This is a genomic window from Mannheimia indoligenes, from assembly GCF_036880405.1.
GTDB classification, from domain to species: Bacteria; Pseudomonadota; Gammaproteobacteria; order Enterobacterales; family Pasteurellaceae; genus Mannheimia; species Mannheimia indoligenes.
The window spans coordinates 82,828-109,112 of the sequence record NZ_JBAJJM010000004.1 but is presented as its reverse complement, the minus strand read 5'-3'; the positions used below and the strand labels follow the sequence as shown (position 1 = coordinate 109,112).

22 protein-coding genes are annotated in these 26,285 nt (G+C 41.1%); 11 read left to right on the top strand and 11 right to left on the bottom strand.

All coding sequences use genetic code 11. The features are described from left to right. The first annotated feature begins 20 nt into the window (after nucleotides 1-20). Complete coding sequence (locus V6W77_RS03140; RefSeq protein WP_334253753.1) at nucleotides 21-776, top strand: SIMPL domain-containing protein; 756 nt, start codon at nucleotides 21-23, stop codon at nucleotides 774-776. Between the two features lie 49 nt (nucleotides 777-825). Here the strand turns inward: V6W77_RS03140 and ychF are convergent, their stop codons facing one another. The 3 genes from ychF to V6W77_RS03125 form a co-directional block, all read right to left on the bottom strand. Next, nucleotides 826-1,917 carry a redox-regulated ATPase YchF gene (gene ychF / locus V6W77_RS03135; RefSeq protein ID WP_334229659.1) on the bottom strand — a complete coding sequence of 364 codons (1,092 nt, stop codon included), beginning with the start codon at nucleotides 1,915-1,917 and terminating at the stop codon, nucleotides 826-828. A 114-nt stretch (nucleotides 1,918-2,031) separates the two neighbouring features. Then, nucleotides 2,032-2,616 (bottom strand): aminoacyl-tRNA hydrolase, encoded by a 585-nt coding sequence (gene pth / locus V6W77_RS03130; protein WP_334233745.1) that lies wholly within the window; start codon nucleotides 2,614-2,616, stop codon nucleotides 2,032-2,034. Nucleotides 2,617-2,687: 71 nt separating this feature from the next. Continuing rightward, the gene (locus V6W77_RS03125; protein ID WP_235068745.1) at nucleotides 2,688-3,557 is read right to left on the bottom strand and encodes a D-alanyl-D-alanine carboxypeptidase family protein; all 870 of its coding nucleotides are present in this window, start codon (nucleotides 3,555-3,557) and stop codon (nucleotides 2,688-2,690) included. Nucleotides 3,558-3,760: 203 nt separating this feature from the next. Between V6W77_RS03125 and prfC the strand changes: the two genes are divergently transcribed. The 6 genes from prfC to V6W77_RS03095 all read left to right on the top strand — a co-directional run bounded on the left by prfC (nucleotide 3,761) and on the right by V6W77_RS03095 (nucleotide 11,256). Beyond that, complete coding sequence (gene prfC / locus V6W77_RS03120; RefSeq protein ID WP_334253752.1) at nucleotides 3,761-5,341, top strand: peptide chain release factor 3; 1,581 nt, start codon at nucleotides 3,761-3,763, stop codon at nucleotides 5,339-5,341. Between the two features lie 80 nt (nucleotides 5,342-5,421). After that, complete coding sequence (locus V6W77_RS03115) at nucleotides 5,422-6,183, top strand: phosphodiester glycosidase family protein (RefSeq protein WP_334253751.1); 762 nt, start codon at nucleotides 5,422-5,424, stop codon at nucleotides 6,181-6,183. Between the two features lie 130 nt (nucleotides 6,184-6,313). Beyond that, nucleotides 6,314-7,897 (top strand): ABC transporter substrate-binding protein, encoded by a 1,584-nt coding sequence (locus V6W77_RS03110; protein WP_334253750.1) that lies wholly within the window; start codon nucleotides 6,314-6,316, stop codon nucleotides 7,895-7,897. Between the two features lie 228 nt (nucleotides 7,898-8,125). Next, nucleotides 8,126-9,058: an ABC transporter permease gene (locus V6W77_RS03105; protein ID WP_334235202.1), complete on the top strand. Its 933-nt coding sequence runs from the start codon at nucleotides 8,126-8,128 to the stop codon at nucleotides 9,056-9,058. A 9-nt stretch (nucleotides 9,059-9,067) separates the two neighbouring features. Next, nucleotides 9,068-9,850: an ABC transporter permease gene (locus V6W77_RS03100; protein ID WP_025236671.1), complete on the top strand. Its 783-nt coding sequence runs from the start codon at nucleotides 9,068-9,070 to the stop codon at nucleotides 9,848-9,850. Continuing rightward, nucleotides 9,847-11,256 carry an ABC transporter ATP-binding protein gene (locus V6W77_RS03095; protein WP_334253770.1) on the top strand — a complete coding sequence of 470 codons (1,410 nt, stop codon included), beginning with the start codon at nucleotides 9,847-9,849 and terminating at the stop codon, nucleotides 11,254-11,256. Before V6W77_RS03100 ends, V6W77_RS03095 begins: the two co-directional genes overlap by 4 nt. 42 nt (nucleotides 11,257-11,298) lie before the next feature. Here the strand turns inward: V6W77_RS03095 and rlmB are convergent, their stop codons facing one another. The 4 genes from rlmB to ribF all read right to left on the bottom strand — a co-directional run bounded on the left by rlmB (nucleotide 11,299) and on the right by ribF (nucleotide 17,696). Beyond that, nucleotides 11,299-12,042, bottom strand: coding sequence for a 23S rRNA (guanosine(2251)-2'-O)-methyltransferase RlmB (rlmB, locus tag V6W77_RS03090; RefSeq protein ID WP_025236673.1), 744 nt, complete (start codon nucleotides 12,040-12,042; stop codon nucleotides 11,299-11,301). 53 nt (nucleotides 12,043-12,095) lie between these two features. Beyond that, nucleotides 12,096-13,463: a CDP-diacylglycerol--serine O-phosphatidyltransferase gene (pssA, locus tag V6W77_RS03085; RefSeq protein WP_334253749.1), complete on the bottom strand. Its 1,368-nt coding sequence runs from the start codon at nucleotides 13,461-13,463 to the stop codon at nucleotides 12,096-12,098. 361 nt (nucleotides 13,464-13,824) lie between these two features. After that, nucleotides 13,825-16,635, bottom strand: a complete 2,811-nt coding sequence (ileS, locus tag V6W77_RS03080) for an isoleucine--tRNA ligase (RefSeq protein ID WP_334253748.1) — start codon at nucleotides 16,633-16,635, stop codon at nucleotides 13,825-13,827. Between the two features lie 98 nt (nucleotides 16,636-16,733). Further along, the gene (gene ribF, locus V6W77_RS03075) at nucleotides 16,734-17,696 is read right to left on the bottom strand and encodes a bifunctional riboflavin kinase/FAD synthetase (protein WP_334253747.1); all 963 of its coding nucleotides are present in this window, start codon (nucleotides 17,694-17,696) and stop codon (nucleotides 16,734-16,736) included. Between the two features lie 190 nt (nucleotides 17,697-17,886). Here ribF and nadR point away from each other — a divergent pair, with 190 nt between their 5' ends. The 4 genes from nadR to V6W77_RS03055 all read left to right on the top strand — a co-directional run bounded on the left by nadR (nucleotide 17,887) and on the right by V6W77_RS03055 (nucleotide 21,259). Then, complete coding sequence (gene nadR, locus V6W77_RS03070) at nucleotides 17,887-19,161, top strand: multifunctional transcriptional regulator/nicotinamide-nucleotide adenylyltransferase/ribosylnicotinamide kinase NadR (protein WP_283386854.1); 1,275 nt, start codon at nucleotides 17,887-17,889, stop codon at nucleotides 19,159-19,161. Between the two features lie 11 nt (nucleotides 19,162-19,172). Beyond that, nucleotides 19,173-19,865: a metallophosphoesterase family protein gene (locus V6W77_RS03065; protein WP_334233726.1), complete on the top strand. Its 693-nt coding sequence runs from the start codon at nucleotides 19,173-19,175 to the stop codon at nucleotides 19,863-19,865. A 141-nt stretch (nucleotides 19,866-20,006) separates the two neighbouring features. Further along, entirely contained in the window at nucleotides 20,007-20,723 is a 717-nt protein-coding gene (arcA, locus tag V6W77_RS03060) for a two-component system response regulator ArcA (RefSeq protein ID WP_334253746.1), read from the top strand. Between the two features lie 17 nt (nucleotides 20,724-20,740). After that, on the top strand, nucleotides 20,741-21,259 hold the full coding sequence (locus V6W77_RS03055) for a porin family protein (RefSeq protein ID WP_334253745.1): 519 nt from the start codon (nucleotides 20,741-20,743) through the stop codon (nucleotides 21,257-21,259). Between the two features lie 86 nt (nucleotides 21,260-21,345). Here the strand turns inward: V6W77_RS03055 and serA are convergent, their stop codons facing one another. The 4 genes from serA to ilvA all read right to left on the bottom strand — a co-directional run bounded on the left by serA (nucleotide 21,346) and on the right by ilvA (nucleotide 26,216). Continuing rightward, complete coding sequence (gene serA, locus V6W77_RS03050) at nucleotides 21,346-22,575, bottom strand: phosphoglycerate dehydrogenase (protein WP_283386851.1); 1,230 nt, start codon at nucleotides 22,573-22,575, stop codon at nucleotides 21,346-21,348. A 36-nt stretch (nucleotides 22,576-22,611) separates the two neighbouring features. Next, on the bottom strand, nucleotides 22,612-23,271 hold the full coding sequence (gene rpiA, locus V6W77_RS03045) for a ribose-5-phosphate isomerase RpiA (RefSeq protein ID WP_334253744.1): 660 nt from the start codon (nucleotides 23,269-23,271) through the stop codon (nucleotides 22,612-22,614). 68 nt (nucleotides 23,272-23,339) lie between these two features. Next, nucleotides 23,340-24,674: a phosphoglucosamine mutase gene (gene glmM, locus V6W77_RS03040; RefSeq protein ID WP_188156955.1), complete on the bottom strand. Its 1,335-nt coding sequence runs from the start codon at nucleotides 24,672-24,674 to the stop codon at nucleotides 23,340-23,342. 15 nt (nucleotides 24,675-24,689) lie between these two features. Further along, nucleotides 24,690-26,216, bottom strand: coding sequence for a threonine ammonia-lyase, biosynthetic (gene ilvA, locus V6W77_RS03035; RefSeq protein ID WP_428981769.1), 1,527 nt, complete (start codon nucleotides 26,214-26,216; stop codon nucleotides 24,690-24,692). Nucleotides 26,217-26,285: the final 69 nt, after the last annotated feature.

Here is a 26,285-nt window from a genome sequence, read left to right as displayed (position 1 = left end):
TTACTTTTCAAGGAAACATTATGTCTTTAACTTCTAATAACCGTTATCTTGCCATTTTTGGTGTTATTTTAGCCGTAGGTTTGATGGCTGCCGCCTTTATTCTTGGACATCAATTTAAAAATTTACAACAAACAGGTGTGATTACCGTAAAAGGGCTTGCAGAAGCTGAACATAAAGCGACACTAGGTACTTGGCGGGTATCTATTTTCGGTTGGGGATTAACTTATAACGATGCAATGAAAGCTAATCAGCAAAATCTGAACCACGCAGTTAAGTTTCTGAAAGAACAAGATTTTGTGGATGAAGAACGTGAAATTACCGAGCTTTCCGTGAATGAGAGAACAGAGTACTATGTAGATGAGTTTGGTAAAGATCGTTCTCGTCAAAATGGTTATAACGCAACACGTTCTATTGTGCTTTCAACCAAAGACCTAGCCAAATTACAAAACGGATTATCAAAAATCCAATTCTTACGGGCTGAAAACGAAGCAATTGATTTTAGCCAGCCCGATTATTATTTAGAGAATTTGGAAGAAATCAAACGTGATTTAATTGCTAAAGCAACCCAAGATGCCTACGTGCGAGCAGAAGAATTTGCCAAAACCAGTAATGTGAAAGTTGGCTTATTACGCTCTGCCTCACAAGGTTCATTTGATATTAAATCAAGCCGCCCAAACACCGAAGATAGTGATGATAGCTACGGCGGTAGTTACGATACTTCAACCATCGACAAAAAAGTTCGCTTGGTGGTAACCATTCAATACGCAATTAATTAAGCAAAAAAGACCGCTTGCAAGCGGTCTTTTTTCAACTAAATTTTACAAATTACACATTGAAACGGAAGTGCATTACATCGCCGTCTTGAACGATATACTCTTTTCCTTCCAAACGCCATTTACCAGCTTCTTTCGCACCGGCTTCGCCTTTGTTATCAATGAAATCTTGGTAAGCAATCACTTCTGCACGAATAAAACCTTTCTCAAAGTCCGTATGGATTACCGCCGCCGCTTTTGGTGCAGTTGCCCCTACTGAAACTGTCCAAGCACGCACTTCTTTCACGCCTGCGGTGAAGTAAGTTTGAAGATTTAACAACGCATAACCGGCACGAATTACGCGATTCAAGCCCGGCTCTTCAATGCCTAAATCCTGCAGAAATTCCACTTTTTCTTCGTCATCAAGTTCTGCAATTTCCGATTCAATCGCCGCACACACCGGCACTACCACCGCCCCTTCTTTTTCGGCAATTTCACGCACACGATCAAGATATGGGTTGTTTTCAAAACCATCTTCGTTTACGTTAGCGATGTACATTGTCGGTTTTAAGGTTAAGAAGTTGTAACCTTTAATGGCGTGCAATTCATCTTTATCTAAATCAACAGAGCGGATCATTCCGGCGTTTTCAAGCACCGGCAGAATTTTTTCCATAATGGATAATTCAAATTTAGCGTCTTTATCGCCACCTTTTGCACGTTTTTGTAAACGCTGAATCGCACGTTCGCAGCTGTCTAAATCTGCGAGGGCTAATTCGGTGTTGATAATTTCGATATCGTCTGCCGGGTCAATTTTGCCTGCCACGTGAACGATGTCATCATTTTCAAAACAACGCACAACGTGCCCGATTGCATCGGTTTCACGAATATTTGCCAAGAATTTGTTACCCAAACCTTCGCCTTTGCTTGCACCGGCAACTAAACCTGCGATGTCCACAAATTCCATTGTGGTTGGTAAAACACGCTCAGGTTTCACGATTTCTGCCAACGCATCTAAGCGAGGATCTGGCATTGGCACAACCCCTGTGTTTGGCTCAATCGTACAGAACGGATAGTTCGCCGCCTCGATACCTGCTTTAGTTAATGCGTTGAAAAGGGTGGATTTACCTACATTTGGTAAACCGACGATGCCACATTTAAATCCCATTTTTTGTTCCTTTAAATTACAAAATTTTGTGAAAATTTGACCGCTTGTAGGAGCAAATTGCAATTTGCCCTATCAAGGGTGAGAACAGGGCGAATTGCAATTCGCCCCTACATTTTATGCTTTAAAACCATTTAAACGGTTAGTTGCCTTAACCATTCCGTCTTTAAATAAAATCTCTACGCAACGTGCGGCTTCATCCACCGCACTATTCAGTAATGTCTGATCGCTCGGTGAAGGCTTACCTAAAACATAAGCAGCCACCATATCTTTATGCCCCGGATGTCCAATCCCGATTCGCACACGGTAGAACTCTTTATTATTGCCAAGGGCGGCAATAATATCTTTTAAGCCGTTGTGTCCGCCGTGTCCGCCACCTTTTTTCAACTTAACTGAACCGGGCGGAAGATCTAGCTCATCGTGAGCCACCAAAATTTCTTCTGGTTTGATGCGATAAAAATTTGCTAACGCTCCCACTGCTTTGCCACTTAAATTCATAAAAGTGGTCGGCACTAACAAACGCACTTCGCCTTGAGCAGTATTAATTTTAGCCACTTTACCGAAATATTTAGCCTCTTCTTTTAGGCTCACATTATACATTCGAGCAAGTTCGTTAATCAGCCACTCGCCTGCATTATGACGAGTCTCTTCATATTTTGCTCCGGGGTTGGCAAGCCCGACAATCAACTTAATTTCTGACACAATGTTGTCTCAATTCTCTAAATTAAAAGGCAATATTGTAGAGAAAAACCACTATTTTCTCAAGGTAACCATTAATCATATTGTCTGTACGGATTTGGCACACATTGATATTTCGCCAACATCGATTCAGTGAAATCGGTGCGTGAAGCAGCGTTATCATTGTTTAAACTTACCACACCAATTCGCTTGCCTCTGCAATCGCCTTTGGCAATAAAGGCTAAATTATAACCCGCCTCACGAGTGTAGCCGGTTTTGCTTACTAACGCTTGATAAGATTGAGAACGCACCATACTGTTAGTATTTTTCATTGAGAAATAGCGACCGCCTGCATAAACACTCACTAATGGTGAATTAGAAAGCTGCTGAATTTCAGGCTTACTTGCGGCATAACCCGCCAATTTTGCTAAATCAACCACAGTTGAAACATTATCCGCAGACAAGCCGGAACTATCGCCAAAGTAGGTTTGAGTCATTCCGATTTCACGGGCTTTGCTGTTCATTCGAGCCAAAAATTGAGCTTTATTTAAATGAGTAGCATGAGCAAGGGCGTGTGCCGCATAATTATCTGAACGCACTAACATCGCTTTTAATAATTCACCACAGGCAATGTTAGTATTCTTTGGTAACGGGCTGGTTGTGCCTTTAATGAAATCCGCATCTGAAGGCAAAATTTGCGTTTGACAACTTGAGCCGTAGCGGTTTTCTTCCAAGAAAACGACTGCTGTCATCAATTTAGTTACAGAAGCAATCGGGCGAACTAAGTTAAAGTTCTTCCCCTCTAAAAATTTTTTCTGTTTTAAATCAAACACAACATAAGCTGAATTTTCAGTGGGAATATAAGCCGCTTTCGCTTTAATACGAGGGCTTGGTTTCTTTGCCGGTTGAGATGAGCAAGCACTTAGCACCATCGCCGCAATCAATACTGGAAGTAATTTTTTCATTATCAATGTAATCCGAGAGTAAAAGTTCGCTATTCTACCTTGTATTGTGCCAAAGTTCAAAAAGCAAGCGGTCGTTTTCCTCTGCTTTTTTGCAATTTTTCGGAAAAATTTAACCGCTTGCCCTCTTGCCTCAAATCAGCGAAAATATCAGCGAATTTTCGGCGGTCTTTCCGCCCTTTTATTTTTAATTTATTGAGAAAAAAATGTCATATCCACAAGAAGTTAATAAACGCCGCACCTTTGCGATTATTTCCCACCCCGATGCGGGTAAAACCACCATCACCGAAAAAGTGCTTTTATACGGAAATGCGATTCAAACCGCAGGCTCGGTAAAAGGCAAAGGCTCGGCACAACACGCCAAATCCGACTGGATGGAGATGGAAAAGCAACGTGGGATTTCCATTACCACATCTGTTATGCAATTCCCTTACAATGATTGCTTGGTGAACTTGCTCGACACCCCAGGGCACGAAGACTTCTCGGAAGATACTTACCGCACTTTAACCGCTGTAGATAGCTGCTTGATGGTAATCGACTCAGCAAAAGGGGTTGAGGAACGTACCATTAAATTAATGGAAGTTACCCGCTTGCGTGATACGCCGATCTTGACCTTTATGAATAAGCTTGACCGTGATATTCGTGATCCAATGGAATTATTGGACGAAGTAGAAAGCGTATTGAAAATCAACTGTGCACCTATCACTTGGCCAATCGGTTGCGGTAAGTTGTTCAAAGGGGTTTACCACATTTATAAAGATGAAACTTACCTTTACCAAACAGGTCAAGGGCATACCATTCAAGAAGTCCGTATTATTAAAGGATTAGATAATCCAGAGTTAGATCAAGCGGTTGGCGATGATTTAGCCCAACAACTGCGTGATGAGTTGGAATTGGTACAAGGTGCTTCACACGAATTTGAACACGAGGCTTTCATCAACGGCGAATTAACCCCTGTATTCTTCGGAACAGCGTTAGGCAACTTCGGGGTAAACCACTTCTTAGACGGTTTAACCGAATGGGCTCCCGCTCCACAGGCTCGTGAATCTGACAGCCGTACCGTTGAGGCAAGCGAAGAAAAATTCAGCGGTTTCGTGTTTAAAATCCAAGCAAATATGGATCCAAAACACCGCGACCGAGTTGCCTTTATGCGTGTGGTTTCCGGCAAATATGAAAAAGGAATGAAGTTAAAACACGTCCGCATCGGCAAAGATGTGGTGATTTCAGACGCCCTCACCTTTATGGCTGGCGACCGCTCACACGCTGAAGAAGCCTATGCAGGTGATATTATCGGCTTGCACAATCACGGCACAATCCAAATTGGCGATACGTTCACGCAAGGCGAAAACCTGAAATTTACCGGTATTCCAAACTTTGCACCGGAACTGTTCCGCCGTATCCGTTTAAAAGATCCGCTCAAACAAAAACAACTGCTTAAAGGCTTAGTGCAACTTTCGGAAGAAGGTGCAGTGCAAGTTTTCCGCCCACTCATCAACAACGATTTAATTGTCGGTGCGGTCGGTGTACTACAGTTTGACGTGGTGGTTTCCCGCTTAAAATCGGAATACAACGTTGAAGCGATTTACGAAACGGTAAACGTGGCAACTGCCCGTTGGGTTGAATGTGGTGATGCGAAAAAATTTGAAGAATTTAAACGCAAAAATGAGCAAAACTTAGCCCTAGACGGCGGCGATAACCTCACTTATATCGCCCCAACGATGGTGAACTTGAACTTGGCACAAGAACGTTATCCAGATGTAACCTTCTTTAAAACAAGAGAGCATTAATCCTTTAATACAAGCGGTCGATTTTGCAGAAAATTTTGCAAACCGACCGCTTATTTTATCCATAAACGTTTATTTTTCCTATGAAACGCCTCTTAATCCTCTTATCACTACTCTCCTCTAGTTTCTCCTATGCTGAACATCAATGTATTGATTATTCAAATCAATCACCGTTTCACATTACTCGCATTGATCTGAATTGCAAAAATATTCGTCTGATTGGTTCACAGAAAAGTGATAATGAATCAACTGTTTCTCAATTCGCTCAGAAATATGAAACAGATGTTGCCATCAACGCCAACTTTTATTGGAAAGATTATACGCCGATTGGCTTGGTAGTGAGCGAAGGCAAGCGTTGGTCAAAATATGGCGATGTGCGTAATCGGGTTGTTTTCGCCTGCAATAAGGCAAATAAATGTAATATCGAGGGAAAAAATACGCTCTCCAAGCAAAATCCGAAATGGCAGGTGGCAATTAGTGGTTGGCATTGGTATAACGCCCAAAGCGGGAAATTTGAGTGTGCGGAAAATGATAAAGTCGGCTGTTCGCAAAGTATTTTTCACGATAAACACCCTCGCACCTTGCTTGGCTTGAACGAGCAGAAAAACTGGCTCTATTTGGTTGTGGTGGAGGGACGTCAATTAACCTTTGGTGGCGTTACCTTAGATGAACTGGCTGAACTTGCCGGCAAACTTGAACTCACTAAAGCCATCAACCTTGACGGCGGCGGTAGCTCCACAATGATAATTGGTAACAAGCGGGTCAATTCCTTGCCGATTTTGCAAAATGAGGAACGAAAAGTTGCCAACCATTTTGGAGTAAAAATAATTCCGGTGCAAAAATAGAGCTCATTTTACATACCGACTATTAAATAACCAATTAAAACACTCAACTTAAAAAACTCTACTTTTTTTATGGAAATATGCTAAAGTTCGCGGTTATATAGCCCCTTATTTTTTTATGGAGAAAAATAAAATGAAAAAATGGTTAATTCCATTAACGATGGCAGCATTTTGTGTTGCAGCTTGTGATGATAAAAATACACAAGCCAATGTAGAGAAACCGGTGGCACAGCCTGAACAATCGCAAAAAAATCCGGAAACTTTACCGCTTGTAACGGTTGTTGCTCCTTGGGAATTAAACAGTTTAGATTTAAACCAATCGGGCGTGATTTTCCAACGTATGAATATTGCTGAAACCTTAGTTGAAGCTAATCTTGAAGGTCAATTAGTAGAAGGTTTGGCAACGAAATGGGAGAGCAATAGTGATGCAACTATTTGGACTTTTACCCTACGTGATGCCAAATTCCACAACGGCAAGCCTTTAACCGCACAAGCGGTCGAAAAATCATTAAAAATTGCACTTTCAAAGCCTGGTGTGTTGCAAAAAGCCTTTATCAAAGAGATTAAAGCCTTAGATAACAACCAAATCCAATTTGAATTAACGAAATCTTTTGTACCATTTCCTTCTTTCTTAACGCACTACACTACCTTAATTTTAGCGGAAGAGAGCTTTGATGAAAAAGGCGATGTGGTACAAGTAATTGGTACAGGTGCATTCAAAGCCACTAAAATTGAAGCTCCACAAAAATTAGAAAGCGTTCGTTTTGATGAATATTGGGGCAACAAACCACAACTTCAGCAAGCGAATTATTTAGCCAGTAGCCGTAGTGAAACCCGTACCTTAATGGCACAGAGCGATCAAACGTCGTTAGTGTTTAATTTAGATAAAGCAAGCGTGGCTCGTTTAAAAGCTGATCCAAATTTGCAGCTTATCAATACCTCTATTGCACGCACGACTCAACTTAAAATGGATGTTGCGAAACCGTTCTTTAACGATTTAGCAATTCGCCAAGCCTTATCTCAAGCAATTAACCGCAAAGCGATTGCTGAGCAAGTATTGAAAATCCAAGACGGTATGGCAGATCAAATTTTACCTAAAGCCTTTGCCGACTGGCGTGTTGCAACAGCAGAATCAAGCTTAAGCCACGATGAAACTATTGCAAAAATTAAGGAAAATTTGACCGCTTCCGGTTATGAATATAACGCAGAAGGCAAATTAACCAAAGAGGGCAAGCCGTTTACTTTCACCTTAAGAACTTATTCAGATCGTCCTGAATTACCGATTATTGCAACCATTTTACAAGCTGAATGGAAGAAAATCGGGGTTGATATCAATGTATCTGTCGGTAACTTCAGTGAAATTCCACTAGGACATCAAAATGGCACTTTAGAGATGGCACTTTATGCATTCAACTATGCGAAAACACTCGATCCATTCGCCTTGTTAGTGCAAGACTTTGCTAACGGTGGAAGCGATTGGGGCACAATGAACTGGCGTAATGACAGCCTAGATCACGCTCTAAAACAACTTGAAACAGAAATCGATCCTGAAAAATCGAAGCAATTAAAGCAGCAAGTGAGCCAAATTATTCACGATGAATTACCTATTATTCCGATTGTGTACGATCAACAAACCGTAGTCGGACACCAAGGTATTAATGGCTTGACGCTTGATCCGTTTGAAAGACGTTTTTATTTGGAAAAACTAAGTAAATAACCGCTCGTACTTCGCCAATATATACTGCCAAATCTCCCCCTCCCCTCTTTGCTAAAGAGGGGTGATAGATCTCCAGTGAATTTTAAATTCAAGTCCTTCATTAGGATAATTAAAATAGAGATAAAGTATAAATTTATATCCGATAGTCCCCCTCTTTAGCAAAGAGGGGAGGGGGAGATTTGGCAGTAGAAATTAACGAAGAAAAGAGTATAAATAGAAAATTATCCTATGCTAAAAATCCTACTCCGCCGCCTTACTCAGTTGTTATTAGTCGTCTGGTCAGTCGGCACATTAACTTTCATTATTACCCGCCAACTGTCGGGCGATATGGCATACCGTATTGCCGCCAGCCGTTATGGTTACGACCAAGCCGACAGTATGGCTGCTGAAGCGGTGCGAGCCGAGTTAGCGTTAGATCAGCCTTGGTGGCAGAGCTATTTCAGTTGGTTAGGCGATTTATTGCAGTTTAATTTAGGCAAATCGCTGGTAACAGGCGATCCTGTCTGGGCTGAAATTCAACATCAGTTCGGACATACCTTAAGCCTTGCAATTGTGGCACTTATCTTAGCAATCCTTATTGGTCCCCCACTTGGATTACTCGCTGCTCGCAAACCAAACGGTTTTTTTGACCGCTTGACACTCATTTTCAGCACGCTGTTCCGCTCTGTGCCAGCCTTTATTATCGCTATCGGCTTAATTACGTTATTTTCAGCTCAACTAAAATGGTTGCCTGCTGGCGGATATGGTAGCTGGCAGCATTTTATCTTACCTGCCTTAACCCTTGCGATTGGCTTGAGTGCGGTTTCGGTGCGAGTAACCCGCTCTGCGATGGTACAAGTGAAAAATGCAGAGTTTTACCAATTCTCGCAATTAAAAGGGCTAAACCGCTGGAAAACTTTTATGCGACACGGTTTACCAAACATTGCCGTCCCGGTTATTGCCTATCACGCAGTACAGCTCGTCTATTTAATTGAAGGTGTTGTGGTGGTAGAAAGTTTATTTGCCTGGCCCGGCAGTGGACACGCATTGGTTCACGCCATTATTGCCCGTGATGTACCGATGATTCAAGGTACAACCTTAGTAATGGGTGGATTATTTGTTGTATTAAACACTCTTGCCGATCTGCTCAGTGCTTGGATTGACCCACGAATTAAGCGATAGGATATCAAAATGAAAATCTCAACTTCACAATATTTGGGCGGCACGATCCTACTTATTATGCTCGGGTTCGCCTTTTTACAGCCTTATTTTTACCCGATGGATATCGGCTTTCAAGATTTAGCCAATACGCTTTCCAGCCCAAATGAATTAGCGTGGTTCGGCACAGACCATCTCGGCAGAGATATGCTTGCCCGACTTTCCTCTGCTATTCGCCTCTCTTTCGGCTTATCGCTGTTTAGCGTATTTTGTGCCTTAGTGGCAGGTTTGATTACAGGCATTATGGCTGGCTTTTTCGGTGGCTGGATCGACCGCATTTTCAGTTTTATGTGTGATTTAGTGATGGCACTACCGGGCTTATTACTGGTATTACTCTTTGCCGCACTCTCTCCGGGTTCGTTCTGGACGCTCTACTTAGGGATTTCATTGGTAATGTGGGTGGAATTTTTCCGTGTGATCCGTTCCATTAGCTCAACAATGGCAAACAGTTCGGAAATTCAAGCCTCACGCTTAATGGGAATGGGCTGGCTTTATAGCTTCAAACGCCATTTATTACCTCGTTTACTGCCAATGATCGCCACATTATCTGCATTTTCACTCGGCAACGCGATTTTGGCTCTCGCTACACTTGGCTTTGTAAGCGTGGGGTTACGCCCACCTACAGCGGAGCTCGGCTTAATGATGACAGAGCTCTTCCCTTATTACTACGAAGCTCCATTGATCTTTTTACAGCCGGTAGTTGCCGTATTTTTGATGGTGCTTAGCCTACAATTATTATCAGGGAGAGTGAAATAATGTTACTGGAAATTCAAAATGTAAACGTACAGACCAAAGAAGGTATAACGCTGGTTCAACCTATTTCACTTTCACTGCAACAAGGCAAAAATATTACTATTTTAGGCGAAACGGGGTCGGGCAAAAGCCTGTTAATTCAAGCCATTATGGGTGCTTTACCTGAAGAGCTTATTGCAAGCGGTCAATTTTTTGTTGAAGCTTGCAAAATTGATTTTAACCAACAATCTGAGATTGAAAAAATGTGGGGCAAAACCTTAGTAATGCTGCCACAAGAACCTCGCCGCTCGCTAAACCCTATTATGGAAATCGGCAAGCAGTTGTGGGAAAGCTTTCACTATGTGGCTGGAAAATCTTCGCCCCAAGCGAAAACGGAGAGCCAAGCCTATTTGACCAAACTCGGTTTAGGTGAATCGGTTGAAAACTACCCTCACCAACTTTCGGGCGGAATGGCTCAACGTGCATCTTTCGCAATTGCAACTGCTGCGGGTGGAAAAATTTTACTGGCAGATGAACCGACCAAAGGGCTTGATCCAATTAGTAAAGGTAAAGTGATTGAACTGTTAAAATCCGCTTACCAAAATGGTGGTGGTTTATTGACCATTACCCACGATATTGAAGTTGCCGAACAACTCGGTGGCTACATACTGGTAATGAAAAAAGGCGAGCTGTTGGAACAAGGCGAGGCGGAAGCACTATTAAGCAATCCACAACACCCTTATACCCAAGCCTTAATTGCCGCTGATCCAAAACATTGGCAGCCATTGCAAAATTTGAGCCAAAAACAACCGCTTGTCTCGGTTAAAAATCTGAGTATTGCTCGAGGCAAGAAAACCTTGTTTAGCAATCTCTCTTTTGATTTACACAAAGGCGAAGTGCTAGGCATTGTGGGGCATAGTGGTATTGGAAAAAGCTCCCTTGCCGATGTGTTATGTGGTTTGCTAAAACCAAAATCGGGCGAGGTAAAATGGCACAGCCAAAGCCACAAAAAGCACCAGGTATTAAAGCTCTACCAAGATCCGCCCGAGGCATTTGCACCGAATGTGAGCTTGCAAACGCTATTGGACGATATAATTAACAAACACAAGCTCGATCGCCTACCGATTCCAAGTTTATTAGAGCAACTCTCGCTTAACCCGGAAATTTTACAACGCAGTGCCGAAAATGTGTCGGGTGGCGAGCTACAACGTGTGGCGATTTTAAGAGCGTTATTGCTCGACCCTGTGCTGCTGTTTGCTGATGAGGTAACTTCTCGACTTGACCCTATCACGCAGCAAGAAACGATTGAATTGCTGATAAACCAATGTCGAGCCAGAAATTGTAGCTTGATTTTGGTGAGCCACGATCCTTATTTAATTGAGAAATCGTGTGATACAGTGATTAATTTGGAAGATTATTTAGATAAGTAATCAAAATAGGGGCAAATAATGTGATATGCCCCTATTTTTTCACTATTTTGCTGCTAGCTTTTGGCGAACAATTTCAAACAAGCAAACTCCTGTTGCAACCGATACGTTCAGAGATGACACCGAACCAGCCATTGGAATGCTGATGAGTTGATCACAATGTTCACGGGTTAGGCGACGCATTCCGTCTCCTTCTGCCCCCATCACTAAGGCAATTGAGCCGGTTAATTTCGCTTCATAAATGCCCGATGTGGCTTCACCTGCTGTGCCAACAATCCAGACGTTGTGGCGTTCTTGCAAATCACGCATTGTACGGGCAAGGTTGGTAACTCGAATTAACGGCATCACTTCTGCTGCTCCACACGCCACTTTACGGGCGATTGAGGTCAATTGAGCAGATTTATCCTTCGGTACAATAACTGCATCTACACCGGCTGCATCCGCAGTACGTAAGCACGCACCAAGATTATGTGGATCAGTTACACCGTCTAAAATAAGCAAGAGTGGATTTTGCTTTTGGCTTAAAATTGCCTCTAAATCGTGCTCATTTAACTCTTTTTGTGGCACAACGCGGGCAATAATGCCTTGATGTACTTCGCCTTGCGATTTATTATCTAGAGTTTGGCGGTTTACTTGCTGAATCGAAACACCCAAGCGTTGTAGCTCGTTTAGCAACGGCAGTAATCTTTTATCTTCACGTCCTTTAAGCACCAATACTTCAATTAAACGCTCCGGAGCATTATCTAAAAAGGCTTTCACTGCGTGAATGCCATAAATTTGTTCACTCATATTTTTCCTTAATAATTGGGCGAACACATCGGTTCGCCCCTACATTAAATGTTCTACAATAACATCTTCACAATTTTATCGAGTTTCACTCTACCAAATTTTTTCAGCAATTTACGCACATTTTCAGGGTAATCTGTCAGCACTTCTAAATCGCTATAATGGCTTAAAACCTGCGTATGTTGGCGAATTTGGCTCAACTCCATTTCCGCTTTTTCACTTAGCTCTGCTTTCGGGTCAGAAATTAAAATCGCATTTTCAGCATCTAAACGCCACGCACGCGGATTTAAATTATTCCCTGTGAGCAAAATATAGCGGTTATCTACCCAAACCCCTTTAAGGTGGTAGCTATTTTCGCCATCTTTCCACAAACGAATAATAAGCTGTTGATTTTGAATATAAAAATCTAACCGTTTTGCGAAAGCTCGCAAATTCTTTTCATACAAATAAGGCAGAGCTGATGCCATCGTAAATTTTTCATCAGGCTTAGTATAGAAATCATTAGCGGTTTTATCGCCCACAATAATTTCCACTGATTTGCCGTTTGCCAGCAACCATTCAATACGAGTTCTTAACGAAAGCGGAAAATTAAAATAAGGCGTGCAAATCGTTAATTTTTGTTCTGTTTGGTAGAACAACGCCTCAATAACTTTGTTGAGCTGATTTCTACGACGTCCTAAACCAAATAATGGCGAAACCAGCAAATCGTCGCTTTTCGCAATACCGTTGAATTGATACTGCTCTCGCCCTAACTGCTTACGGAATGCTTTAATCTGTGAACGGATTTCAATAGTTTTCGGACGATTCGTCGTATCTAAACGGCTTACCACCCTGTTCGATAAAATATGTTGTTGAATAAATTCTACCCAACTATCTGCTAAGGCTTTATTTTCAATAACGTGATAGCGGTCGTAGCGATAGCGGTCTAACTGATGCAAATAAACGTTGTTGATACTTGCTCCGCTATACAAAATCGTATTGTCAAACACAAAACCTTTTAGGTGCAATACGCCAAACACTTCTCGCCCATTAATCGGCACGCCGTAGAACTCAATTTCTTGTCCTTCAGGAAGATTTTGTTCAGCTTTAACTTTCGTGTACCAATCAGCATTCGAGAGACTTTCCGCTTCACCAATACGTCCACGTTGGGCTCTATGCCAATCGACCAAGATTTTAATCTCTAAAGCCGGATTGCTTCGTTTCGCATTATAAAGGGCAGCCAAAATTTCTTGCCCTGCGTCGTCCTTTTCAAAATAAAGTGCTGTCAAATAGATTCTTTTTTTTGCCGTTTGAATCAGCTGTAAAATTTGCTGTTTAAACGCTTGGCTTGAACTAAGAAAAATCACCTGTTCCGCCTGCTGTGGCAAGAAAGGTAAACTTTCTATCAGCTTTTCAGCTTTGCGTTGTTTATTCAAAATTAACATTAATGATTCCCGATTTTTTTAATGACTGCCGACTATTTTACACCGAAATGATTAATAAAGCGATTTTACATTAACGGCACTCGTAACTTTCAGGACTATTTGCTCTTGAGATATTTGGTTTTGTCAATTTCGGTTTGGTAAATATAGGAAAATTTGAGCTGTTAGCATCACTCTGGAGAAAAGGCGATTGCTGTTTGAGCAAACATTGAGATAAAAGAGAGGAAAAGAATGATTTTTGCATTTTTTGTAGCAATACAAGCGGTTGTTTTCTAGGAAAGTTTTGCAAATTTTAAGATAGGTGTCTATCTATTAGTGAAAAAACTAAAGCAGGGTTTCCCCTGCCTTAAAATACATTGAATGATTACGCAAACAAACGTTTTTCACCACTGCCTGCAACATTTTCCACACAGCGTCCACATACTTCTTTGTGGTCTGCGTGCGTGCCGATGTCGGTTGCATAGTGCCAGCAACGAGGGCATTTTTCGCCATCTGCATTTTCCACTTTCACCGCCAAACCGGCTAACTCGCCTTCGGCAATATCAGCTTCAGCGAGTGGTTTTACAATTGCTTGTGAAGTAATTAATACAAAACGTAATTCATTACCAAGTTGCTCTAATAATGGAAGAATATCATCATTCGCGTACACCGTAACTTTCGCTTCTAAACCTGCACCAATAATTTTGTCTTTACGAGCTTGCTCTAACACACGGTTTACTTCAGCACGCACTTTTAAAATTTGTTGCCAGTAAGCATCATCTAATTTATCTTGCTCAGTTAGGGCAAACAAGCTGCCATAAAACTCTTCAGTGAACACAAATTCACTTCTGCCTTCAACTTGTGGTAAATAGCCCCAAATTTCATCTGCTGTGAAAGATAAAATTGGTGCAATCCAACGCACAAGAGCTTCTGCAATGTGCCATAACGCTGTTTGGCAACTACGGCGGGCAAGGCTGTCCGCTTTGGTGGTATATTGGCGGTCTTTGATGATGTCGAGGTAGAATGAGCCCATTTCAATTGAGCAGAAACGCATTAAGCGTTGTACCACCGTGTGGAATTGGTAGTTGTCGTACGCCTCTTTGATCTCGTTTTGGGCATCTAAGGCACAGCTCACTGCCCAGCGATCAAGTGCGATCATCTCTTCCGGTTTAACTAGATCACGTTTTGGATCAAAACCGTTTAAGTTTGCCAATAGGAAACGTGCGGTGTTACGGATACGGCGATAAGATTCGCCCGCACTGTTTAAGATGTTGTGCGATACCGCAATTTCACCGGTGTAGTCAGTGCTTGCCACCCATAAACGCAGAATATCTGCCCCGTTTTTGTTCCAAACTTCGCTTGGTACAATCACGTTACCGAGTGATTTAGACATTTTTCTGCCTTTTTCATCAACGGTAAAGCCGTGGGTTAAAACCTGTTTATAAGGGGCTTTGCCGTTAGTTGCCGTAGAAAGCATTAATGAAGACATAAACCAACCACGGTGTTGATCTGAACCTTCCAAATACATATCCGCTGAATTGCCGTTAAATTCAGGGCGTTGCTCCACTACTGAGGCATAGGTTGATCCTGAGTCGAACCACACATCTAAGGTATCCGGCACTTTGCGGTAATCTTTCGCTTCTTCGCCAAGCAGTTCTGCTGGGTCTAAATCCCACCACGCTTGAATGCCTTTTTCTTCAACACGTTTAGCCACTTCTTCAATCAATTCTAAAGTGCGTGGGTGTAATTCTTCGGTTTCATTGTGCACGAACATTGCCATTGGCACACCCCAAGTACGCTGACGTGAGATACACCAGTCAGGGCGGTTTGCGACCATCGTATCAATTCGTGCCTCACCCCAAGATGGAATCCAACGTACAGATTTGATTTCGCCTAATGCTTGCTTGCGTAAACCTTGGGTTTCCATTCCGATAAACCATTGTGGAGTAGCACGGAAAATAATCGGGGTTTTGTGTCGCCAGCAGTGTGGGTAGCTGTGTTTGATGCGGGATAATTTCAGCAATGCACCGACTTCTTGCAGTTTTTCCACGACTTTTTCATTCGACTCAAACACACCTAAGCCACCAAAGAATGGGGTATCCGCTTTGAATTTACCGTCATTGGAAATTAAGCCTGCCATTTCAATTTTATATTTGCGAGCCACCACAAAGTCGTCCGCACCGTGGTCAGGAGCGGTGTGAACCAAGCCAGTACCACCGTCTGTGGTAACGTGGTCGCCAAAAATAAACGGCACGCTATAATCATAGAATGGGTGATTAAAGCATAATAATTCTAGGTTTTCGCCTTTGGTTTTGCCTAAAACTTCAAATGATTCAACGCCAGCGGCTTTTGCAACATCTTCAACTAAATCGACCGCTAGTACCACACGCTCATCCGCTAATTGCACTAAGGCATATTCAAGTTCAGGGTTAATCGCAATCGCACGGTTAGATGGAATAGTCCAAGGGGTTGTAGTCCAAATTACCGCTGATAATTTACCTTGCCCTTGTGCGTTAAATTTAGCCGCCACTTCCGCCTCATCTACCGCATTAAAACGCACATAGATTGATGGCGAAACTTTATCTTCATATTCTACTTCTGCTTCTGCTAGAGAAGAGCCACAATCTAAACACCAGTGAACCGGTTTTGAACCTTTATATAAATGACCGTTGGCAATCACTTTACCTAAAGTGCGGATAATGCTTGCCTCAGTATGGAAATTCATTGTCAGGTATGGGTTATCCCAATCGCCTAAAATTCCCATACGGATAAAATCGGCTTTCTGTCCTTCTACTTGCTCTTTCGCATAATCACGGCACGCTTGGCGGAACTCAGCGGCAGAAATTTTCTCATTCGGCTTACCGACAATGCCTTCTACTTTTAACTCAATCGGCAAACCGTGGCAGTCCCAACCCGGCACATAAGGAGTGTCGTAACCTAATGAAGTCTTAGACTTCATAATAATATCTTTTAAGATTTTATTTACTGCGTGACCTAAGTGAAGATTGCCGTTCGCATACGGAGGACCATCGTGCAGAATAAAGGTTTTACTACCTTTTCTTGCTTCACGCACTTTTTGGTATAAGTTTTTGTCATACCAATTTTTCAACATATCTGGTTCACGCTTGGCTAAATCACCACGCATCGGAAAGCCTGTTTCAGGCAGGTTAAGGGTGTTTTTGTAATCAACTGTCATTTTGTTTTCCAATTTTAATAAAATCTCGGGGTTGTAGGGGCAAATTGCAATTTGCCCCTACGATATCTCTTCCAAATGAAATAAGCTAAATTGCATAATTACTTTGCAAATTTCTCAAAAAATTCAACCGCTTGTAGGCGATCTTTTTCAATCTGTAATTTTAACGCTTCAAAATTCTCAAACTTTGTTTCATTACGAATTTTTTGCAGAAAGACGACCTCAATTGCTTCGCCGTAAATGGAGGCATTAAAATCAAAAATATGCACTTCTAATAACGGCTTTGTACCGTTAATGGTTGGGCGGTTCCCCACATTTGCTATGCCGTTGTAGCTGCCTTGTTTCGTGTTTACTTTCACCGCAAATACACCTTGAATAGGTGTAACTAAACGGTTGAGCATAATATTGGCGGTTGGGAAACCAATGGTTCTACCGAGCTTATTGCCGTGAGCAACACGCCCGTGAATTGAGTAAGGCTTACCTAATAATGTTTCGGCTAAGGCTAAATCGTTATTTTGCAAAGCCTCTCTCACTAATGAGCTACTAATTCGCTCTTCATTTAGGCTGTGAGTATGGCTTTCTTCCACCGCGAAACGGTATTTCAGCCCTGCATTGCGTAAGGTGTCAAAATTGCCAGCACGTTGTGCACCGAAACGGAAATCGTCCCCTACGCTTAAATAACGAACTTTGAGCCGTTTTGCTAATAAATCGCTAATAAAATCGTCTGCGGAAATTTGAGCGAACTTTTCACTAAAACGAACGCACAACACGAAATCCACTCCGGCTTCGGCTAAATATTTCAGCTTATCACGCAATCGCATTAACCTTGCAGGCGGTGTGCAAGCGGTCAAATTTCCACTTTTTTTTGCAAAAAATTCGCGAGGCTGAGGTTCAAATAGCATTACCACCGAAGGTAAATCTAAGTCTAAGGCTTTATCACACAAACGACTTAAAATGTTTTGGTGTCCGATATGTACGCCATCGAAATTTCCAATAGAAAGAACACAGCCTTTGTTTAAAGCACTATATTTATCTAAATTGTGAAAACCTCGAATGAGCTGCATAAAAATATAAACCGTTTTATGAGTAAAAATTGCTGTGATTATAGCGAGAAATCAACAAAAAAGGAAAAAAAATCCTATGTGTTATCAATTAATGCACGAATATCACATCAACATAGCTTTTTTCGTATAAAAAGATATTCAAATGCTACATTTTGCTATATGATGGCAACCAAAAATCGGGGGAATAACTATGGCAAATTTTGCTTATCTTCAACAAAAACGTAAACAACTTAAACTTAAAGTCAATGATATTTGTGAACAAGCCGGTGTAACGCGAGCCTATTTTAATCAGCTGGTGAGCGGTAAAATTAAAAATCCGAGTGCAAATAAACTAAAAGCATTGCATTCGGTTTTAGAAATTGTCGAAGATAGCAACCAGCGTGCCGGTGTCATTTTTGGTAAATTTTACCCTATTCATACAGGTCATATTAATATGATCTATGAAGCATTCAGTAAAGTGGATGTATTACACGTTATCGTTTGTACCGATTCCGAACGTGATTTACGCCTTTTCCAGCAAAGTAAAATGAAACGTATGCCAACCAACGAAGACCGTTTGCGTTGGGTACAGCAGATCTTTAAATATCAGCAAAAGCAAATATTTATCCACCATTTAGTCGAGGATGGCATTCCAAGCTACCCGAACGGGTGGGAAGGCTGGTCAGCTCGTGTGAAAGAACTGTTTGCTGAGAAAAACATCAATCCAACCATTGTGTTTAGTAGCGAAGTTCAAGACAAAGAGCCATACGAAAAATATTTGGGTTTAGAGGTTCAGTTGGTTGATCCTGCTCGTGAATCGTTTAATGTTTCTGCGACTCAAATTCGTAATAATCCGTTCCACTATTGGCGTTTTATTCCGAAAGAAGTTCGTCCGTTCTTTGTTAAAACCATTGCGATTTTAGGTGGTGAAAGCAGTGGTAAATCAGTATTGGTCAGCAAATTAGCGAACGTGTTTAATACAACTTCCGCTTGGGAATATGGGCGTGAATTTGTGTTTGAGCAACTAGGTGGCAATGAGCAAGCAATGCAATATTCTGACTATCCTCAGATGGTGCTAGGGCATCAGCGTTATGTTGATTATGCGATGAAACACGCTCACAAAGTGGCAATTATTGATACCGATTACATTACAACACAGGCATTTTGTATTCAATATGAAGGAAAAGCCCATCCGTTCTTAGATTCAATGATTCGTGAATATCCGTTTGATGTAACGATTTTACTGTCAAATAATACCAAATGGGTTGCAGACGGTTTGCGTAGTTTGGGTTCTAAAAAGCAACGCCAACAATTCCAACAATTATTGAAAAAATTACTGGAAAAATACCGTATTCCTTATATTGAAATTGAATCGCCAAGTTATTTAGATAGATATAATCAGGCAAAAGAGGTTGTTGAAGCAATCTTAAATGAAGAGCCAATCCCACTACAATTTAAACAATATAACCTTAACGATTCAGAGTAACGGAATACAAGATGATACTTTTTGCAGGTGATCCGCACGGTAGCTACGAGCATCTTTACCCTGTTTTACAACAACAAACAGAGGAAGTGTCTCTAGTTATTCTAGGTGATCTCCAACTCACGACTCCCGATGAATTAGATAAACTTTCCCAACATTGCGATATTTGGTTTATTCACGGTAATCACGACAGTAAAACTGTTGCTGCCTTTGATTCTGTTTGGAATAGCCATTGGAAAGAACGCAATATTCACGGCAAAGTAGTGGAAATTCAAGGGGTAAAAATTGCGGGGATTGGCGGTGTGTTTCGAGGGCATATCTGGATGCCACCGAATCGACCTATGTTTTTTGACCCTATTCATTTTTGCCAATATACTCCACAAGAGAAAATTTGGCGAGGAGGGGTGCCACTAAGACACCGTTCTTCTATTTTTCCTTCAGATTTTGAAGCATTAGAAAACGAAACAGCTGATATTTTAATTACGCACGAAGCACCTAAGCCACACCCACAAGGTTTTGCAGTAATTAACCAACTGGCTAAAAAGCTAGGGGCAACTAAGATTTTTCACGGACATCATCACGATAATTTTCATTACGACAATAAAAATTCTAAATATGGTTGTCATATTTATAACATCGGTTTTCGTAGTCTTGCCGATATTGACGGTAATTACTTAATTTTAGGTGTTGATGATAGAGAAAAATAGAGAGAAATAGCTAAAAATTTGATTGAATTAAACAAATTGTCATTTTTATGCTTTCCATTTAGAAATTTATAAGTAGAATTTAAATAATTTGTAACATAAAGGTTATAAACAGAATTTATAAATTAGATCAGAGGTTAAAAAATGAAAATCCCACAAATCTTAATTGTTGAGGATGAATTAGTCACAAGGAATATGCTCAAAAGCATTTTTGAGGGTGAAGGTTATCAAGTATTTCAAGCATCTAACGGCGAAGAAATGCACACAGTATTGAATGCTCAAGAAATCAATCTTGTGTTAATGGATATCAACTTACCGGGTAAAAACGGCTTAATTTTAGCTCGTGAAATTCGAGAGAACCGTAAATTACCTTTAATGTTTTTAACCGGTCGTGATAACGAAATTGATAAAATTTTAGGGTTAGAAATTGGTGCTGATGATTACATTACTAAACCGTTTAACCCACGCGAATTAACTATTCGTGCTAGAAATTTACTTCAGCGTACAATGGGCGAAAAAAATGAAACAAAAGAGCAATCCGATGTGGAACGTTATCGCTTTAACGGCTGGACATTAGATATTCACAGCCACAGCCTTATTAATCCTGAAGGTGAAGCAACGAAATTGCCACGTAGTGAATTTAGAGCGTTATTACATTTCTGTGAAAATCCGGGTAAAATCCAAACTCGTGAAGATTTACTGAAGAAAATGGCAGGACGTGAATTAAAACCTCACGATAGAACCGTTGATGTAACAATCCGCCGTATTCGTAAACATTTTGAAGATCACCCAAATACACCGGAAATGATCGTAACTATTCACGGAGAAGGTTATCGCTTCTGCGGTAATATTGAATCTTAGTCAAAGAGGAGTCATATATGAAGAAATTAACTATTGCAACACTTGCTTGCTTATTCTCCGCAAATTTATTTGCAGCCCCGGTTGGTAATACATTTACCGGTGTTGGCGTAGGTGTTGACGTAACAACGACCAAGTACAACGTAGATGGCGTAAAAGGTAAAGACTCAACAGGTCCGGTCTTAGTTGTTGATTACGGTATCGATCAAGGCAATAACTTTGTAGGTGTGGTGCAAGGTAAAGCAAAAGTAGGCAGCACTAAAGTATTTAGTGATGTAAAACAAAAAAATAAATATACCGTTGCTTATCAACAAGGTTATCGTGTTGGCTCAGACTTACTTCCTTATGTAAAAGTTGATGCAAGCTCAACTAAAGTCGGTAACGAAACTTATCGTGGCTTCGGCTTTGGTGCAGGGGCAAAATATGCTGTATCAAGCGATGTAGAACTTACTGCAGAATATACTCGTGATAACTTAAAACGCAGTGGTACAAAATTAAAAGGCAACTCTTTCACAGCAAATGCCACTTATCGTTTCTAAGCATAAATTAATCGGTTGTAAAATTTTTTAAAAATATGACCGCTTGTAACAAAAGAGCCTGAATATTATTCAGGCTCTTTGCTTAATTAGTAAAGTACACGTGCTCGAATTGTGCCTTCAATGACTTTTAAGCGTTGTAATGCATCATCAACATTATCACATTCCACATCGATCACGACATAACCAATAGTTGGGTCGGTTTGTAAGTATTGTGCTGCAATATTTACATTTAGATCCACAAAGATTTGGTTGATCTGATTTAAGATACCCGGACGATTTTCGTGAATATGTAATAAGCGTTTAGCTTGATTATGAATCGGTAATGAAACTTCCGGGAAGTTTACAGCAGTTACAGTTGAGCCATTATCTGAATATTTCACAAATTTATTCGCTACTTCCGTACCAATATTCGCTTGTGCTTCAGAAGTTGATCCTCCGATGTGTGGCGTTAAGATAACGTTATCAAACTTACATAATGGTGATACAAACGGATCGTTAATTGACGCTGGCTCTTCTGGGAATACGTCAATTGCCGCACCACGCAATGTGCCTGCTTCCAAACGGGCTACTAACGCATCAATATCAACTACCGTACCGCGAGCCGCATTAATTAATACCGAACCTTCTTTTAATTGAGCAATACGTTCTGCACTCATTAGGTTTTTGGTAGAATCGATCTCCGGAACGTGTAATGAAATCATATCGCAAGTTGAAAGTAGATGCTCCAACGTCGGAACTTGCTGTGCATTACCAAGCGGTAGTTTATTTTCAACATCGTAGAAATAAACTTGCATACCGATTGCTTCAGCAAGCACACTTAACTGCGAACCGATATGTCCATAACCTACAATACCTAGTTTTTTGCCACGCACTTCATTTGCACCGGCAGCAGATTTATTCCACACCCCACGATGCACTTCAGCATTGGCAGACGGTACTTTACGCATTAATAAAATCATTTCTGCAAGCACTAATTCTGCCACAGAGCGAGTATTTGAGAACGGTGCATTGAATACCGGAATACCTCGTCTTTTCGCCGCACTTAAATCAACTTGGTTTGTCCCGATACAGAAACAACCAATCGCAATTAATTTCGGAGCTTGAGCTAGCACCTCTTCTGTTAAAAAGGTACGTGAGCGAATACCAACAAAGTGTGCATCTTTAATTGCATCAATTAACTCTTGACCATCAAGTGCCTTCTTATGTACTTCAATATTGGTATAACCCGCCGCTAAGAGTACATCAATTGCATTTTGATGCACGCCTTCAAGTAGAAGAAATTTAATCTTTGATTTATCCAAAGAAATTTTAGCCATTTTTTGCTCCTAGTATTATGTGTTTGCGATAATAAATTATTCTAATATAACTGCACCTTCAGGTGTGCCAACAATGGTAACATTAGCATAACGCTGTGCGAAAATGCCATTTGTAACGACACCTGCAATATTATTGATTGTATGCTCCATTTTCAACGGTTCGATAATTTTAAAATTATGTACATCTAAAATCACGTTGCCATTATCGGTTACTACACCTTCACGATATTCCGGCGAACCGCCAAGTGCCACTAATTGACGAGCTACATAAGAGCGAGCCATTGGAATAACTTCTACCGGTAATGGGAAAGTTGAACCTAAAACGTCCACTTGTTTTGAGCTATCAACAATACAGATAAATTTTTTAGCCAAAGAACTGACAATTTTCTCACGAGTTAATGCTGCACCACCGCCTTTAATCATTGCTCCTTGAGGCGTGATTTCATCAGCCCCATCAATATAAACATCAAGCTCGCTAACTTCATTGGCACTAAAGACTTCAATGCCGATATCACGCAGGCGTTCTTCTGAGGCTTTTGATGCAGCAACTGCCCCTTTAATTTCTTCTTTTATTGAAGCGAGGGCATCAATAAAACAGTTTACTGTTGAGCCACTGCCCACGCCTACAATCGTATTCGGTTTTACAAATTTTAATGCAGCTTGAGCTGCAATTTTTTTCATTTCTTGTTGATCCATTTTTTGCTCCTTTTAAACAACAAGCGGTCATATTTTGCAAATTTTTTACAAAATATAACCGCTTGCGATTAATTACGTTTTACTGCTTCAACAATTTCTTCTGCACAGCTTTGTGCGAGTTGTCCATCTTCGCATTCAACCATTACACGAATTAATGGCTCAGTGCCTGATTTACGCAATAAAATACGCCCTTTACCTGCCAAACGTTTTTCTACTTCAGCAGCAACGGCTTTCACTTCATCACTTTCAAGTGGATTTGCCGCACCTTTCTCAAAACGAACATTCAGTAGAACTTGAGGGAATAACGGTACAGCTTTCGCTAAATCATTGAGACTTAATTTATGGCTTACCATTGCAGCTAATACTTGCAGAGAGGCAATTACGCCATCACCTGTTGTATTTTTATCTAACACGATGATATGCCCTGAGTTTTCGCCACCGAGTTTCCAGCCTTTTTCTTTAAGCTGTTCCAGCACATAGCGGTCGCCCACGTTAGCACGAGAGAACGGAATCGCAAGCTCTTTTAACGCTAATTCCAAGCTCATATTACTCATTAATGTACCAACTACGCCGCCTTGTAATTTGCCTGAACGCAAGGCTTCACGGGCTAAAATAAACAGGATTTGGTCACCATCTACTTTGTTACCTAAGTGATCAACCATAATTAAACGGTCGCCATCACCATCATAAGCCAAGCCAACATCAGCACCGGCTTCTACCACTACTTTTTGTAGTGCTTTAATATCCGTCGCACCACATTTTTCGTTGATGTTCAAACCGTCCGGTTTCGTACCAATTTCCAGCACTTCTGCCCCTAGCTCACGCATTACACTTGGGGCAATGTGATAAGTTGCACCATTGGCACAATCCACCACTATCTTATAACCTTCGAGGCTTAATTCAGATGGGAAAGTTCCTTTACAAAACTCAATATAACGCCCAGCTGCATCATTAATACGGCTTGCACGTCCTAAATTTGCCGAATCTACACAATCCATCGGCTGATCAAGCATTGCTTCAATCGCTTCTTCGATTTCATCAGGCAATTTTTCACCTACTGATGAGAAGAATTTAATCCCATTATCATAATATGGGTTGTGAGAGGCTGAAATCACAATACCTGCTTCAGCACGGAAAGTACGGGTTAAATAGGCTATCGCAGGGGTTGGCATCGGACCAACAAATACTGCCGATAAACCAGCTGCAGTTAAACCCGCTTCAAGTGCCGATTCCAACATATAACCTGAAATACGGGTATCTTTACCAATTAACACCTTTTTCGTGCCTTGTGTTGCCAGCACTTTACCGGCTGCCCAACCGAGCTTTAAGGCAAATTCAGGGGTAATTGGGAATTTACCTACTTCTCCACGCACACCGTCTGTACCGAAATATTTACGAGCCATTTTAATTCCTAACTTTTACTTCAAAAAATATTGATATGCAGGGCTATTGCTAACATTTTGGAAACGATAGCCAAGCTGTTCTAAATGTTGATTTAATTCTACTTCATCGCCTTGATTTAGTGCAAATGCAGCGAGAATATCACCATAATCTGCCCCGTGAGCACGGTAATGGAACAAAGAAATATCCCAATTTGTGAGCATTTGCAAGAATTTCAGTAACGCCCCTTTCTGTTCCGGGAATTCAAAACTATATAGCTGTTCATTTTTGATAGAAGCAGCTCTACCACCAACCATATAACGAATATGGGTTTTAGCAATATCATCATCAGACAGATCTGTTACATCATAGCCATTTTGCTGTAGCTCTTTAATGATTTCTAACTTCTCTGCCGAACCGGAAATTCTTACGCCAACAAATATGCACGCATTTTGATCATCGGAATGACGATAGTTAAACTCAGTTACCGCACGATTGCCTAAAATCTCACAGAAAGTTAGGAAACTGCCTTTCTGTTCAGGAATCGTTACCGCCAACAAGGCTTCACGTTTTTCGCCGATTTCACAACGCTCAGACACAAAACGCAACGTGTGGAAATTAACATTCGCCCCGGAAAGGATACAAGCTAAATTCTTTTCTTGTAATTGGTGCTGTTTCACATATTTCTTCAAACCAGCCAGTGAAGTTGCCCCCGATGGCTCTGAAATTGCCCGCACGTTTTCAAAAATCAACTTCATTGAAGCACAGATTTCATCATTATCCACCAATACAACATCATCAACATATTGCTGGCACAAGCGGAAGGTTTCATCGCCAATACGACGAACCGCAATACCATCGGCAAATAAGCCCACACGCTCTAAATCGGTTGGCTGACCGTTTTTCAAGGCGTGATATAAACAGGCTGAATCTTTTGACTCTACCCCAATCACTTTAATATTCGGTAAAACTTGCTTAATGAATACTGCGATGCCTGCAATTAATCCACCACCACCAACAGGAATGAAAATATAGTCTAAATCCGGCTTTTGCTGCACTAATTCCAAACCGATAGTGCCTTGCCCTGCAATTACTGCCTGGCTGTCAAACGGGTGAATAAAGGTCATACCCAATTCAGTTGAAAGCTCAATCGCTTTTGCTTTGGCTTCATCAAAATTTGCACCATAAAGCAACACTTCACCACCGTAACCACGCACCGCATCTACTTTAATTGCCGGGGTATTTTGTGGCATTACAATTAAGGCTCTTAAACCTAAATGTTTTGCTGAAAGTGCCACACCTTGAGCGTGATTACCTGCGGAAGCGGCAATCACACCGGCTTCTTTTTGTGCTTTAGATAGATTAGAAATCATTGCAAAAGCACCACGCAATTTAAAACTATGCACAGGCTGGCGATCTTCACGTTTAATAAACACATTATTGCCTAAACGTTCAGACAGTTTTTCCATTTTTTGCAGAGGGGTAACTTGGGCGAGATCATAAATGTTCGAGCTTAAAATCGAACGCAAATAATCTACAGATTCGTTTTGTTTGGTTTCACTCATCATTTGAAAGGTTATATTTTTATAAAGACATTGGTAAATTTTCTAAGAAATTGGACCGCTTACCATTAG

Excerpts from the sequence above, each read along its gene's own strand:
- rpiA (WP_334253744.1), bottom strand. The coding sequence starts at position 23,271 with ATGGATCAACAAGAAATGAAAAAAATTGCAGCTCAAGCTGCATTAAAA.
- serA (WP_283386851.1), bottom strand. The coding sequence starts at position 22,575 with ATGGCTAAAATTTCTTTGGATAAATCAAAGATTAAATTTCTTCTACTT.
- V6W77_RS03110 (WP_334253750.1), top strand. The coding sequence starts at position 6,314 with ATGAAAAAATGGTTAATTCCATTAACGATGGCAGCATTTTGTGTTGCA.
- ribF (WP_334253747.1), bottom strand. The coding sequence starts at position 17,696 with ATGCAGCTCATTCGAGGTTTTCACAATTTAGATAAATATAGTGCTTTA.
- V6W77_RS03115 (WP_334253751.1), top strand. The coding sequence starts at position 5,422 with ATGAAACGCCTCTTAATCCTCTTATCACTACTCTCCTCTAGTTTCTCC.
- ychF (WP_334229659.1), bottom strand. The coding sequence starts at position 1,917 with ATGGGATTTAAATGTGGCATCGTCGGTTTACCAAATGTAGGTAAATCC.
- ilvA (WP_428981769.1), bottom strand. The coding sequence starts at position 26,216 with ATGAGTGAAACCAAACAAAACGAATCTGTAGATTATTTGCGTTCGATT.
- nadR (WP_283386854.1), top strand. The coding sequence starts at position 17,887 with ATGGCAAATTTTGCTTATCTTCAACAAAAACGTAAACAACTTAAACTT.
- V6W77_RS03065 (WP_334233726.1), top strand. The coding sequence starts at position 19,173 with ATGATACTTTTTGCAGGTGATCCGCACGGTAGCTACGAGCATCTTTAC.
- ileS (WP_334253748.1), bottom strand. The coding sequence starts at position 16,635 with ATGACAGTTGATTACAAAAACACCCTTAACCTGCCTGAAACAGGCTTT.
- V6W77_RS03055 (WP_334253745.1), top strand. The coding sequence starts at position 20,741 with ATGAAGAAATTAACTATTGCAACACTTGCTTGCTTATTCTCCGCAAAT.
- pssA (WP_334253749.1), bottom strand. The coding sequence starts at position 13,463 with ATGTTAATTTTGAATAAACAACGCAAAGCTGAAAAGCTGATAGAAAGT.
- V6W77_RS03105 (WP_334235202.1), top strand. The coding sequence starts at position 8,126 with ATGCTAAAAATCCTACTCCGCCGCCTTACTCAGTTGTTATTAGTCGTC.
- V6W77_RS03140 (WP_334253753.1), top strand. The coding sequence starts at position 21 with ATGTCTTTAACTTCTAATAACCGTTATCTTGCCATTTTTGGTGTTATT.
- prfC (WP_334253752.1), top strand. The coding sequence starts at position 3,761 with ATGTCATATCCACAAGAAGTTAATAAACGCCGCACCTTTGCGATTATT.
- V6W77_RS03125 (WP_235068745.1), bottom strand. The coding sequence starts at position 3,557 with ATGAAAAAATTACTTCCAGTATTGATTGCGGCGATGGTGCTAAGTGCT.
- rlmB (WP_025236673.1), bottom strand. The coding sequence starts at position 12,042 with ATGAGTGAACAAATTTATGGCATTCACGCAGTGAAAGCCTTTTTAGAT.
- arcA (WP_334253746.1), top strand. The coding sequence starts at position 20,007 with ATGAAAATCCCACAAATCTTAATTGTTGAGGATGAATTAGTCACAAGG.
- V6W77_RS03100 (WP_025236671.1), top strand. The coding sequence starts at position 9,068 with ATGAAAATCTCAACTTCACAATATTTGGGCGGCACGATCCTACTTATT.
- glmM (WP_188156955.1), bottom strand. The coding sequence starts at position 24,674 with ATGGCTCGTAAATATTTCGGTACAGACGGTGTGCGTGGAGAAGTAGGT.